This is a genomic window from Pseudomonas shirazensis, from assembly GCF_050496565.1.
Lineage (GTDB): Bacteria > Pseudomonadota > Gammaproteobacteria > Pseudomonadales > Pseudomonadaceae > Aquipseudomonas > Aquipseudomonas shirazensis_A.
The window spans coordinates 98594-111599 of the sequence record NZ_JBNWAE010000008.1 but is presented as its reverse complement, the minus strand read 5'-3'; the positions used below and the strand labels follow the sequence as shown (position 1 = coordinate 111599).

Sequence of the window (13006 nt, the reverse complement as noted above, 5' to 3'; positions counted from 1 at the left end):
ACCACCCCCCTGGCGTGTTTATTGCCTGTACCACCCACGGTAACAGTGCCCCGTTTTCTCCCGTTGTTGCATCAAGGTGAGCGCCATCATGGCTGAGACCAACCAGTATTCCACCCTTGCCGTTTCACCCGCTCGCCGCTTTGATTACTGGCGAGAAGTGGTCTGCCGCCATTGCCTGTCGGCAGACAGCAAACCCTCGTCGCAGAGCGATTTCGAAGGTGCGCTGCAGGTCAACGGAATTGGCCCCCTGGACATCACCACGCTGTCGTCGCCGCTGCATCATTGGGTGCGCTCCGAGCAGCATTTGCGCAGCGACCCCGCCGAAGACATCTGGCTCGGCTTCACCCTAGACGGCCACGGCGAAATCGAACAACACACCCGCAAAGCCAGCCTCAGCGCCGGCAATTTGTTTCTTTACGACGCAACCCGACCCTTCCGCTTCAGCCTAGGTGGTACCGAAAACCACCTGATCCGCATCCCCCGCCCACTGCTCGCCCAACGCCTGCCGCGCATCGGCGACTTCACCGCCCTGGTGCTCGACGAAACCCGCCCCGGCGTCATCCCCCTGCGCCAGATGATCGGCCAGGCGGCCAGCTCAGTCGCGCTGCTGCAGGATGAAGGCATCTCCCGGCGCTACTCCAACACCATCATTGATTTGCTGGTGCTCAGCCTGGAACTGCAGGACCTGAAGACCACCCATCAAGAGCTGGATTTGTATGGGCGGATCATGAACTACATACAGCGGCATTTGACTGAGCCAGAGTTGTCGATCGAGACGATTGCGCTGGCGCATCATGTGTCCACGCGGACGGTGACCAGGGCGTTTGCCCGGCATCAGAAGTCGCCGGTGGCGGAGATTTGGAAGGAACGGCTGAATGCTAGCCGGGCGGCGATTGAGTGTGGGCAGGTTAGGAGTGTGTCGCAGGCGGCGTTGGAGTTTGGGTTTTCGGATTTTTCGCATTTTAGTCATGCGTTTAGGAAGGCGTTTGGGGTGGCGCCGCATACGTTGTTGCCGAAGAGTGGTGCGTAACTACCCGGTGATGCACCGCTGTACCCCTTGGTAGTTACGCTGGTTTCGCAGCATGTTCATGCACGCGGCCACCGGCCTGTCTCTCAGCGCTCAGGCACCAACCCCAGCAACAGCTCGACCTGACGCTGCAACTGGCTCACATGCTCGCGCTCCGCCCGCAGCGCGGAGCGCAGCTCGTTGTTTTCCTCCTTATGAATCCGCGAATTGCGCTCCAGGGTGCGGTCGCTCTGCAGCAAGTTCCACACTTCACTCAAGCGAGCGTGATGCAGGCCGGCGATGATCAGGGTGAGACCGGTCACGGCCAGCAGGGTGATTTCGAGAGTGTCCATGTCGCTTCCTTGGGTAATGGCTAAATGCCGTTAAGCCAAACGATATGTCTAGAATAGCTACATGTCGATATTGTTTGCCTGTACAGGTAAACGAATCAAGCAGGTTCGAGGGCTCAAGTCCTTCGCAGCCATTCCCGCTCCAAGAAGCAAATTGCCATCACTTGGTAGACTGGAGCCACTGAAGGTACTGACCTTCAGCGCGCAGAGCGGGGAGACCGGGGCCATTGCTGGATCATCCACACCTATGCCCAGTTTGTTTACATACCCTCCGACACTTGATTTAGCTCACGCCAGACACGTAGTCTTTCAAGACACGTCATTCCACTGAGCACACCATGGTGCTCTGATCCGCGAGGCCAGATGAAACGCACGCAACGTATGGAACAGACCCGCTGGGACCTGGCGCTGCGCTACCGCCTGATCGAGACGGTTGTGTGGTGGGAAGGCAGGCTGACCACCAACCACCTCATGCAGAGCTTCGGCATCAGCCGCCAGCAAGCATCGAAGGACATCAACACCTACATCACCGACTACGCCTCGAAAAACCTGGTATACGACAAGCACATCAAAGGCTACGTCCCTACCAAGCAGTTCCGCCCGCTGTTTATCGATGACAGTGCCAGCGCCTACCTGGACCTGCTCAACCAGAACAACGGACGCGCGCCGCATATCGAAGGGCTGGCGCTGGCGTATGCCCATACCGCGGTGCTGAAGGTTCCGGATCGCTCGGTGAAACCCGAGGTACTGCGACCTTTGCTCAAGGCGTGCCGGGAAAAGCGTCGGTTGGATATCGAGTATGTCTCGTTCAGCACGCCAGAACTCGAGGGCCGGACCATCGCGCCGCACACCCTGGTGTACACCGGCATGCGCTGGCATGTGCGGGCGTATTGCGAGAAGAACGGCAAGTATCGGGACTTTGTGTTGAGCCGCTTTAGAGGTGAGCCGGAGTTGCGTGATGAATTTACCGATGACGGCATTGAGCGGGACGAGGAGTGGAACACGCAGATCGACGTGATCTTCAAGCCGGATGAGCGGCTTAACCCGGCGCAGCGGGCGATCATGGAGGTGGATTATGGGATGACTGATGGGCAGTTGGTGGTGCGGACGCCGCAGGCGCTGGTCAAGTATGTGGTGCAGAGGTTTCAGATCAATCCGAATGTTAATGACCCGAAGCCGGAGGCGCAGCAGTTGGTGCTGGCTAATCGGGCGCAGTTGCGGCCTTGGCTTTATATTGACTGAAATGGGGTAGGCGCTACGGAGTTAGCGCATGTGGCTGTGCACGTTGCGCAGGTGAAAACGCGTACGGAATCGAACGTAAGACACCGCCCGTGCATGGCAATGCTTGATTATGGCCATTAGCCTTGATTGAATGCGTCCCCCTAATGGAGGAGGGATCGCAGATGCTTAACACCAAATTTTCTACACCGCTTAACAGGCTTGGTTTCGTTATTTTTTGCGGGTCCATGGCGCTTTGCCTGATCGCCTTTTCAATCACGTACCAGACCCGCTACGACTTGAGTTTGCGCTGGCTTGCGCACCTGGTGCTGGACGGCTCTAATTACTGGCAGCAGACCGTGTTCAGGTTCGGGCTGACTGGCGCGGTTATCGGTGGAGCGCTGGCTTGGGACCTGCTTTCTGCAGTAAAGCGCGTGTATGGTTGGATTGTGAAACCCGGGCATGGTGGACATGATTGAGGACGGCGGTCGGACAACAACAGGCGGTTGACGATCTGGGCAGAGTGGTGGGAATAATCGGAAGATCCGATTATTCGATCATCTGCGTTTAAGCAACAGACTTGGCACGAACGTCGGGGCACTTCAACGACTTATAGTCGTGCCCCTGTCAGCCGGATGTACCGAATCGACCCTCGCTTTGAGTGATAGCTCGGCCCTGCGGGTGCCCGTCCGTCAGACCTGGACGCTTCACCCGCCGGCTCTGCGCTGCTAGCTTTCGCATCCGAGTTCGGTTATATCGACCCAACGAACAGCCTTCACGATTCCCCAATTCCCCTCAGCATTAGGTCTGCGCCAGTGGGCGGATGTTTGTGAGCGCAGATAAGCAAGAGCCTCTGAGAAATGCTCAATCTTAAGCTCGCTACCTTTGCAGCCGACTGTATATCCCCCCGCCTTTTTGAGTTCGGGAGAAAAAGTCGAGCCATCCTTGGCTTGAGGCACCAGGCCAAGCGAGCTTGCTACTTTTTTGAGGTGCTTAGATCTCCATCCAAATCGGCATCGGCATCTTCACGATGACTGTCCATGGTGCCCGATTGATCACCGAAGCCGAGGATATCGGCATAGCGCTTCCTCAGCAGATTGTCTCTTTCTTTGAGGAACTCCAGAAATCGGGAGGTCTTGTACAGACTGCTGTCGGCTGGAATTGAGTGTTCTTCTACAAAAACCGAACTGCGCCCAGCCAGCCACTCCTCAAAGGCACTGTCTGATTTCTCAAGATTGTCTCGGTAAGGCAAGAGCTGCAGGTTGCCCAGACGATCTTTACCATCCTGGAATCCTTCAAGTGCCCACTCTGATACCCCAGAGGCCAGAAGCTTAGCTCTGGTGAGCCTTGCCTGAGGGAAAATGTGATCAACATGGTACTGAGCTGCACCCCAACGTTTTGTGGGATGGAGCAAGGAAAGCGCGAAGAAGGTCGTCCAGTCGTGGTAAGTCAGCGCGAGAAGGTCATCCAAGCTTCTGGGGTCGGTGAAGTCAATCTGGCTCTGACGACGCAAGCCAACAAGAAGCGCCCTCTCAGGGAATTCTTTGGACGTAGTTAGGCTTTCCTGGATGATTTTCCTGGACTGACTGATGGTGCCATCAGACGAGCCGCCAAACGTGCTTGCTAGCAAAGTTTTAACTAGCCAGCGGTGCATGGCATTAATTGCATCTACATGCTGAGCGTCAGTCGAGTTGAAACGCACTGATGTCTTGAAGAAATAATAGGCAATCGGAAGCAAGGCATTGGCACTCGTTAGCGTCTCGCGATCTATACCAAAATCATTCGCAAGGCGCACTGTCATCTCGAGTGCGGACTTTATCCCTTCCCAGTTCTGACGGATAAGATCTAGGTTTTTCTTGGTGAAGTTTGAAACCTTGTAAGCATTGGGCAGGTCAGACAGAACAAGGCACGCCTTCATTACCCAATCTTTGTCGAAAGCGTTATTGCGGGCGAGTCCTGTGTTCAGATAATCGACAAAATTATAGATTTCTTCTCTAGCATTTAAGTCACCCCACATAGTCGTAATTGTGGAAAGTAGAAGATCCGACTTGCTCAGCTTCGTACCGCCTTCGTTAGCCCGCACGAAGATATCCAGTACCCGCTCCATTGATTTGCTTGTCTCAGTGAAATAAGCAATGGACTCATCAACCCAAATAGAATGGTAGAGCTTTTTGAGATTGCGCTCTACGATTCGGCAGTCAGCTCGCGCTACCTCTTTCGATTCCAGTAAGTCGAGTAATTTTTCCAAGTACTCATCAAATTGATCTTTATCATCGAATTGCATGATGTGACTGACTGGGAACCAGTAACTGCCGTCGTGCTCGCTTGGAGGGGCGGCAAAAAACGCAAGTCCGAAAGTGATGTCTGACTCCACTTCGTCATTGCTCGCATCTTTCAGCAAGTCAAGATAGAGGGTCTGCCGCACCCAAGAGTCAGGGTTCTGCCAGCGCCTGCCTTTGAGTTTAACCTTGTAGGTGCCCCGCAGACCAATCAGCAGAGAAGTCAGCCGCTGCTGCCCGTCGAGCACAAGGGTAAGGTGTTCCCCGCCGGAGGTAGCGATTTCATTATGGAAGTCTCCATACTTGAAGTCTTCAATAAATTTGTAGATGTCCAACTCACTGGATTGCGGCCTATCGATGTCCCAAAACAGGAACGAGCTGATTGGGTAGCCTTTGAGCAGACTGTCGAATAGGCGAACTATCTGCTCTGGCGTCCAGACGTAGGGTCGCTGAATAGCGGGGAGGTAGTAGTCACGATTAAGGTGTCGAATAACCTTCGCGATCGTGCTCGATTTATAGGCCAATTTTCTTTCCCTAGAGCCCTTGGGGCGCATGACTATTTCACTGACGTTAACCGAGGACCGGTAAGGCTGCAATGGTATTCTGAGATCAAGTGATACAGGCGCCAGCCTCGCCATCTTTGCCATGGAAAGTTGTGGTGAAGCTGTTTAATCATCAGGATTAGTAATGCCAATGGCACGTGAATTGACGCAGGAGCATCTTCTTGGATTTACTGGTGCTTGAAGCTGCAATACCTGAAGACGAACCTGTCTAGGACAGCGGTTGTAAGGGCGGCTCATGAAATCCACGTTTTCGGAGTGGTCCTCGTGAACAAGCGTTGATCGACACTGGGTTTTGGCGGTGCAAGTACTTGCACTTGTGTCACCCAAACCCAGTTGAGGGAACGGCGACCAGTGGGTCCGGGCAATCAGTATCCCTCCATGAACAACACCGCCTCAAGATGACGCAATTTGTAAGGCCCGTGACCTAGCTGGTTTAGGGCCGCCAGCATGGCATGGCCTAACGCATTGGCATCAAGCTGGGCTGCCCAGCAGGTGTAGGCATTGCGCCAGGCAAGACGGGTCGCTCGAGGGCGTGAACCGCCGCGTCCACCCACTCTGCCCAGTGCCGGGTAGCGCTGACGCAATAGCGCGATCTCAGCCTGTGACAAGGCGTCCTCAGCCAGCCCGATAAATGCAGTGGCCACGCGCGAGTCATGGATCAGGAAGTCATCGGGATAGAAAATCGCATACAACTTGGTCCAGGCGCTGTTCGTCGCGGCAAGGTGCTTGCGGTTGCGGCGCTTGGCGCGAAGCAGATTGGCGACCACAACTTGGGCATCTTGCGTGGGCAAGCGTACTCCCCCCCACTTGCAGATATCAGCGAACAGCTGAAGGACTGCTGCCGAATGGAGGTTCAGGTCTGCGGACAGCGTGCGCGCTCTAGCAATGAAACCGTTAAGGACTTTTTCCGTGGCAACGAAGTCTGTAGCTGGTGTTGGCCAGAAGTAGTTGTCAACGCGCGCCTTGAAACCAGTCACCGGTTTTTTGGGGTAAAGCGTGCGGCGCTTGCGGTCGAAGATTTGGAAGGGTGTGTGGATCAGATGATTCACCAAGAGCGCCTCGATGGGTGGCGCGACGTGCGGACTCGCCAGGTTGGACATGGGCTTGAAGGCTTGGGCCTGGTCGGAGGTTTCCTCTTGCTCGTTCAAGCCCAAGATCTCATAAAGCCCCTTCCCAATGCGTCTGTAGAGCGGCGCCTTACCCGCTTTGACCCAATGGCCCGTGCCCTGAGCCGCGTTGGCCATCTGCGCGCGAATGTTGCTTTCCCTGAAGAAGCCAAAGCCAACCCGAAAAAACTCAGCGTCTCCCTTAGATGTACGGCGAATGACGCGACGCTTCATTCCCAACAGGTCCGTGGCTCTGAACTGAGGGGGTAACGCTCCCTGTTCAACTTCTAGAATGATCGCCTCGTGCAACGTCATGGGAGCTTTTCCTTGTACTGAGTGTGGATGCTGCTTGATGGATGCGCAGGTGGTCATGCCAGTTAGAACGGCAGCCATCTACCGCTTGCCAATCCCCTGTCCATTGGTAATCCTGCACTTGGTCGGCTCCACCGCACCCCAGTGGTTCGAAGGGTAGCGTCCGGCGTTCACCACCGTGCCATCGGCTGTTTGTACTTCCAGTACGGCGTTCCACAGCGCCACTCTGGGCGCTTCTAGGAAAGGGTCCAAGCAGAGGAGGTGGGTGACGTTGGTCGTGGTGTTGCCATTGGGGAGGTCGACGAGTTGGCCTTGATATCCCACTACCAGCAGCCAATGGCCGTCGCCGCCCGGCCAGTCAACGCCGACGATAGTGGAATAGCCTGCGGTGACGGCATCGACCAGAGCGCTGACCAGCGAGCGAGTGGTGCCTTCGAACTTTTTGAGGCTGACTTGGTTGCGGAAGCAGTCGAGCAGCCAGTCCAGGTCGTATTCGTCTGTGCCGTTGTTGATCAGGCCGCCGAACTCCATCAGTCGATTGTGGAATTTGCCTAAGCGGGTGCGACCGTCGTGCTGGCCCAAGGCGATGGCCTCGGAACGGGAGACGATTCCATTGGCGACGAGGGCCATCATTAAGCTGTAGGGGCCGCAGGCGCCATCGAGGTCGCCTTGGCGGAAGTGGACTGGCTCGTTGTGCTCATTCACTGGGCCGGAAGGGGAGAGGGAGAGTTGGGGCATTACGTTCATGATGTTCATGGGGAGGCGCGTCCGATGCGGGGGCTGGTTACTAGCAGGAGCGATGATGGCTAATTGCTTTGTGAGTGTCGAGTGGAACGGACGGGCTATGAAAGAGGGGTGATCTTGAGCGAGTGGGCATTCGCTATGTCAGGGCCTTCCCCGGACAGATGTTTTATGACGGATCAGCCGGTTGGGCGAAGACATCTCAGCGCGATCAAGTTGGGGGCACGACCTGCCATCAGTGTGTACGCATAGGCCAGCTTCAGCGATTCGATATACCTGGGCCAAGGTGTTCTAGAGAGGGCGCCGCAATAAAAAGTAGTCTGCTCGCCGAGCAGCGTATAAGCGGGAAGCTCTAAGCGCAGGTGGACCGGATGAGCGCTAGCATCAAGCAAAAGGAGAACGACTGATCCCGATTCGCCCACGCCTTACACGCTGGAGTGCTCCAAGTACCGCTGGAGTAAGACTGTTGCTCCAGCCAGTGACTCGCTGCCATCGGGGAGTGGTGCAGCTGCTTTCACGGTGTAATGGGCAAGAATGCAGGGAAGTACTCAGCGGCACTTAACAACGTTAAGTCGCTCAGTGGTGAGGGTGGGTGTGCCGAGGGTACCCTTGACAGCCGTACTGGCAAAATGCAATTTACCGAGCGGAATTGGATCCGGCCTAAAATGAACAGGGAACGATATGAGTAGGGCTCAAGATTTCTCCAAGCTGTACGCTCGGGTAGCGAATGACATTGCCACCGCGCTGGCTGATGTCTCCCGGCTGGACGTGAGTAACGACAAAGGCAACGCGCACCTTGCCAGCGTCAAGGAGAAGCTCGGCGAAATGAAGTCGCGCTTCGACGGCGAAATCACCTATTTGGAGAAGCACGCCGAGTGGGAAAATTTCACCATTGCATTCTTCGGCGAAACCAACGCCGGCAAGAGCACCATCATCGAAAGCCTGCGGATCTTGTTCGAAGAGAAGAAGCGTCAGGCGCTGATCGAGCGTAACCAGGCAACTGCCAAAGACATCCAAGTGGTGTTCTCTAGCAAAAGCGATGAGCTGATCGAAGAGCTCAGCACACGCTACGTGAGTTTCTGCGAAGACATCGCCACCTTAGGCGACGATATCGGGGCGCTGGTCAATCAGACCCAGCGCGACTTGGTGAGTACCCGCCAACAATTGGCGCACATCCAGCAGGATCTCACTTACAGCAAAGAGCGCCTGACCAGTGCGACTAACGAACTGGAAAGCACCCGCCAATCACTGCAGGGCAGCGAGGCGCGGTTAAACCAAAGCCAACTGACGCTCACTCAGACTCAAAGTGCGATGCAGCAGGTAGAGCTTCAGCTGCAAGGCGTGCGGGCCGATTTCCAGCGCAGCCAGCAACAGCTGACGGAGCAAGGTAATCAGTTGCAGGCAACTCAAGCGCAGCTGAGCGAAAGCCAGCGCCAGGGCGAAGCCACCCGCGTAGCACTTGAGCAGAGTGGCAAAATGAAGTTGTGGTTGGGTCTGATCGGTGGCGTGGTGATCGGTGCCATTGCCGGTGCCGTGGGCTATGCGCAGTTGATGTGAGCCGGGGCGATGATCGGCTTGAACTGACTTTCATTCCACAGACTCCGGACTTCCCTATGCGCGAACAACATTCTTTGAGCGAGCTGGTCAGCGACAGGCTGCCCACTCTGCTGAAGCAACAGCAACAGCTTGAGCTCCTGCAGCGCGTTGCCGGCCAAGTCGATGGCGAAATCGTCGGCACCGGTCAGGAAGACTTCACTCAGGACAACGTCGTTTACCACTTCACTCACCAAGGCAAGTCGTTCCAGTTGATCGACGTGCCAGGCATCGAAGGCAACGAAAAGAAATACGAAGCGATGGTGCAAGCGGCCATCGCCAAGGCTCATTTGGTGTTCTACGTGAACGGCACCAACAAAAAGCCCGAACAAAACACCGCGCAGAAGATCAAGCATTATCTGAACCGTGATGCCAAGGTATATGCCATCTGCAACTTGCGCGGCAAGGGTGACACCTACGAATTCGAGCGCGACCGCGAGTCGCTCGAGCAGACCCACAAAGACGCGGCAGCGATGCGCGACCAGACCCAAGAAGTGCTTGAGGACATGCTCGGCGCCGAGTTGGTCAGTGGCTGCCAAACGCTGCAAGGGCTGCTGGGCTTTGCCAGCGTGGCCATCGATCAGCGAGGCCTGACCAGCATCCACCCCAGCCGCACCGACTTGCTCAAGTCGCAGCGCACCTACATGCAAGACTTCACCAGCCAGCAGGCCATGCGCAGCTTCAGCCGGTTAGATCAATTGCAGGATGTCATCGGCAACAGCTGCGCCAACTTCGAGGTGGACATTGTCGAAAGCAACAAGCGCAAAGTGCTGCGCCTGTTGCAAGACACCGTCAATGACCTGCAAAAGCAGCGAGACGAGCACCAGGCTTTCTCCGAGAAAATCGGTGCCGAGGTCCAGGAGTGCCAGGACGTCATCGGCAAAAGCTTCGAAGAGCTCAAAAGCAGCTTCACCTCCAAGCGTAATAGCGCATTGGACCGCTTCTTTAATGAACTGAACTCGGCAGCCCGTGATGCGGTTGAAGAGCATTTCAGCGACAAAGATGATGTGGAACGGGTGATTCAACAACATGTCAGCGAAGGCCAGGATCGGCTACGCGAGCGCTTGGAAGCCATCCAGCAGCAATTGCTCGAGGACCTTACCCAAGCCATCGAACGTGCGCTCAAACGCCTGCAAGAAAATGCCAAGCGGGTGAGCTTCCAGCAGCAGTTGAGCGAAGCGGCGAACAACTCGTTGTCGCTCTCCAGCGCCATGGACGCCATCAGTTTCAACTTCTCCGACGTCGGCAGCTTCCTGCTCAGTGTTGGCGGCTATGCACTCAGCGGTTTTGGCATAGGCACCGTATTCCCAGGGATAGGCAACATAGTCGGGATAATCGTCGGCGGCTTGTTCGGCCTGTTGGCTGCGGGCCTGAGCTACTTCTTTGGCGGGCGCGGCAAAAAAATCGCTGAAGCCCAGGAACAGGTGGCCAAGGCCATTCAAACCGAGCGCGAAAAAGTCACCAAGACGTTCGCCACCGACACCAAAGGGATGCTGGCGAAAATCGGCGAGCAGATCGAAGACAGCGTGCTGCGCCAGCTCAAAGACGAGCGCCGGAAGATGGCCGATGTCACCGCCTTGCTCGATGAAAAAATTGCCTCGATCCAGGCCCTCAAACAGCAAGTGGAAGCCAAACCCCATGGAACAATTTAAACAGTTCAACGCCAGCAAGACCGAGGTAATCAAGTCGCTCGACAACCTGCGCAAGCTGGTTGGCGCGCTTGAAGAATTGGGCCTGGATGTTTCGCGAGACATCGACAAAATCGAGAAAGCCATTGGTGACGTGCAGTCCGATGCCCTGCGTATCGCCTTGCTCGGGGCATTCTCTGATGGCAAAACCAGCGTGGTTGCCGGTTGGCTTGGCAAGGTAATGAAGGACATGAAGATCGACACCAACGAGTCCTCGGACGCGCTGGCGATCTACCGCCCTGACAACCTTCAGGACCGTTGTGAAATTGTCGACACCCCTGGTCTCTTCGGTGACAAAGAGAAGGCCGCGGAAAATGGCGCCGTGGTGCAATACGGCGATATCACCAAGAACTATATTTCCGAAGCGCACCTGATTTTCTACGTCGTCGACGCCACCAACCCGCTGAAAGATAGCCACCAAGAAATCGTGCGTTGGGTGCTACGCGACCTGAACAAACTCAGCTCGACCATTTTCGTCATCAATAAAATGGATGAGGTCGCCGACTTGCGCGACCCCGAAGACTTCGAGCAACAGAGCGCCATCAAGAAAACGAACCTGCTGAACAAGCTTCAGCGCTTCGTCGAGCTAACGCCTGCAGAACGCGAAGCGATCAACGTGGTGTGCGTTGCCTCCAACCCCAACAGTCGCGGACTGGAGTTCTGGCTGGAGCAAAAAGACCTTTACGACCAGCGCTCGCGTATCGGCGAACTCAAGCTGGTGACTCAGCAAGTGCTGGACGGCGGTGGCCGCGATACCTTGATCAAAAAGACCGGCATCGATGTAGTGCGCGATGTACTGGGCAAGAAGATCGCCGTCGCTCAAGACGAGCTGATCAAGTTCAGGTTACTGGCCGATAACCAGCGCCTCGATTCGGCGCGCATTCAAGAGGACATTGCGGAGGGCAAGCGCAAGATCCTGGCTACAGTCGGCAACCTCTACGAGGAACTAAACAACCTCGAAACCGACCTGCTCAACTGCATTCGCACGTTGCCCCGTGACCAAGTGCATGCTTTCCTGGAATCGAAAATTGGCTTCACCAAGGACGATATTGGCGAAAAGTTGCGTTTTCGCATCGATCACCTGTTCAGCACCGCGTTCAACCAGTCGTCCAGCATCATGAATGGCATCAGCGCGAAGATCGAACATCAGCTCGACAGTTCTTCCGACTTCGCCGACAGCATTGCAGCCTCCGCCTTGGCAGCCTCCAGCCGAGCGTTGAGCGCGGTTTCCAAGATTCCGGTCGCAAGCATCAAGAACGGGGTGTTTCTCGCGCGGGAAACGCTAAAGAACCTCACGGGCTACGTTTACAAATTCAAACCCTGGGAAGCGACCAAGCTAGCAGCCAATATCAGCCGTTGGGCCGGGCCGATCGGTGCGGGGATTCAGGTGCTGACCGACACCATCAGCGTGGTTCAGCAGCAACGTGCGGAGGCGGAGCTGAAACAGTTGCAACAAGACTTGGCTGAAGTAGTGAAGAGCCACTTTGCTGAGCCGATGAAGTTGCTTCAGGATCATGAAAAGGTGATGGATATTTTCGCGCCGCAGATTAAAGCGTTCGAGAAAATTCTGCTGGAGCAGGAGCGGAGCGTGGAAGACTTGCGCAGGCGGCAGGAGCAGTTGGCGGAGTTGGAAAGCCATTTGAGCCAGGCGTTTGGCGCGCGTGCGCCGATTGAGGGGGAGTATCAGGTGGTTTGATGTGAGAGGAACGCCTAGTTGGCTTTGGATTAACGGAGGCAGAGACACGTTGAGCACATTCAGGGTCACTCTTGCTTAGCTTCTTGTAGCCCCGGATGGACTGGTCGAATGTATCTCGCTGATAAGGGGAGGTTACGACCCTTCTATCACGTACGATGAGGTCTGTGCCAATAATCACGTCGATATAATCCACCTCCAAGCCTCGGCACGTGTGTAGGTAGCTAACCTGATCGATCGAACGATCAGCGATGATCCACAGACTACCGTCTTGGTTGAGATTCCACTGCCGGCGGTAGTCGAGATTAAGGATGTCGTTTGCCGTTAGATGTTTATTGCTCAGCCAAGACCTTCGATGATCAGCCCCCGCTTCTGCTCACTGGATCGCTGGATTTATCTTTCACTGTAGGCAGCGGATGCTCGGCCCAACCTTACCTTTGGCGAACAGCTCAGTCGT

The 13006-nt window shown here is 55.6% G+C and carries 10 protein-coding genes and 1 pseudogene; 6 read left to right on the top strand and 5 right to left on the bottom strand.

Annotation, left to right across the window (positions count from 1 at the left end):
• The first annotated feature begins 88 nt into the window (after window positions 1-88).
• On the top strand, window positions 89-1030 hold the full coding sequence (locus ACQZ2L_RS13565) for a helix-turn-helix domain-containing protein (RefSeq protein WP_430326596.1): 942 nt from the start codon (window positions 89-91) through the stop codon (window positions 1028-1030).
• Window positions 1031-1113: 83 nt separating this feature from the next.
• On the opposite strand, the gene ACQZ2L_RS13560 is transcribed toward ACQZ2L_RS13565, so the two are convergent.
• A complete protein-coding gene (locus ACQZ2L_RS13560; protein ID WP_430326594.1) occupies window positions 1114-1359 on the bottom strand; it encodes a hypothetical protein in 246 nt (81 codons plus the stop codon).
• A gap of 360 nt (window positions 1360-1719) precedes the next feature.
• Between ACQZ2L_RS13560 and ACQZ2L_RS13555 the strand changes: the two genes are divergently transcribed.
• On the top strand, window positions 1720-2598 hold the full coding sequence (locus ACQZ2L_RS13555; RefSeq protein WP_430326592.1) for a helix-turn-helix transcriptional regulator: 879 nt from the start codon (window positions 1720-1722) through the stop codon (window positions 2596-2598).
• A gap of 161 nt (window positions 2599-2759) precedes the next feature.
• On the top strand, window positions 2760-3053 hold the full coding sequence (locus ACQZ2L_RS13550) for a hypothetical protein (protein ID WP_430326590.1): 294 nt from the start codon (window positions 2760-2762) through the stop codon (window positions 3051-3053).
• A gap of 497 nt (window positions 3054-3550) precedes the next feature.
• Here the strand turns inward: ACQZ2L_RS13550 and ACQZ2L_RS13545 are convergent, their stop codons facing one another.
• The 3 genes from ACQZ2L_RS13545 to ACQZ2L_RS13535 form a co-directional block, all read right to left on the bottom strand.
• On the bottom strand, window positions 3551-5377 hold the full coding sequence (locus ACQZ2L_RS13545; RefSeq protein WP_430326588.1) for a DUF262 domain-containing protein: 1827 nt from the start codon (window positions 5375-5377) through the stop codon (window positions 3551-3553).
• A gap of 404 nt (window positions 5378-5781) precedes the next feature.
• Window positions 5782-6837, bottom strand: a complete 1056-nt coding sequence (locus ACQZ2L_RS13540; RefSeq protein ID WP_430326586.1) for a hypothetical protein — start codon at window positions 6835-6837, stop codon at window positions 5782-5784.
• Window positions 6838-6915: 78 nt separating this feature from the next.
• Entirely contained in the window at window positions 6916-7590 is a 675-nt protein-coding gene (locus ACQZ2L_RS13535; protein ID WP_430326584.1) for a hypothetical protein, read from the bottom strand.
• 666 nt (window positions 7591-8256) lie between these two features.
• Here ACQZ2L_RS13535 and ACQZ2L_RS13530 point away from each other — a divergent pair.
• The 3 genes from ACQZ2L_RS13530 to ACQZ2L_RS13520 are packed head-to-tail and all read left to right on the top strand — an operon-like array spanning window position 8257 to window position 12552.
• The gene (locus tag ACQZ2L_RS13530) at window positions 8257-9132 is read left to right on the top strand and encodes a hypothetical protein (protein WP_430326582.1); all 876 of its coding nucleotides are present in this window, start codon (window positions 8257-8259) and stop codon (window positions 9130-9132) included.
• A gap of 56 nt (window positions 9133-9188) precedes the next feature.
• On the top strand, window positions 9189-10820 hold the full coding sequence (locus ACQZ2L_RS13525; RefSeq protein WP_430326580.1) for a GTPase: 1632 nt from the start codon (window positions 9189-9191) through the stop codon (window positions 10818-10820).
• Complete coding sequence (locus ACQZ2L_RS13520) at window positions 10807-12552, top strand: LeoA/HP0731 family dynamin-like GTPase (protein ID WP_430326578.1); 1746 nt, start codon at window positions 10807-10809, stop codon at window positions 12550-12552. Before ACQZ2L_RS13525 ends, ACQZ2L_RS13520 begins: the two co-directional genes overlap by 14 nt.
• Window positions 12553-12601: 49 nt before the next feature.
• On the opposite strand, the pseudogene ACQZ2L_RS13515 reads toward ACQZ2L_RS13520, so the two are convergent.
• Window positions 12602-12895 (bottom strand): annotated as a pseudogene (locus ACQZ2L_RS13515) (DNA/RNA helicase domain-containing protein); the annotation flags it as partial.
• Window positions 12896-13006: the final 111 nt, after the last annotated feature.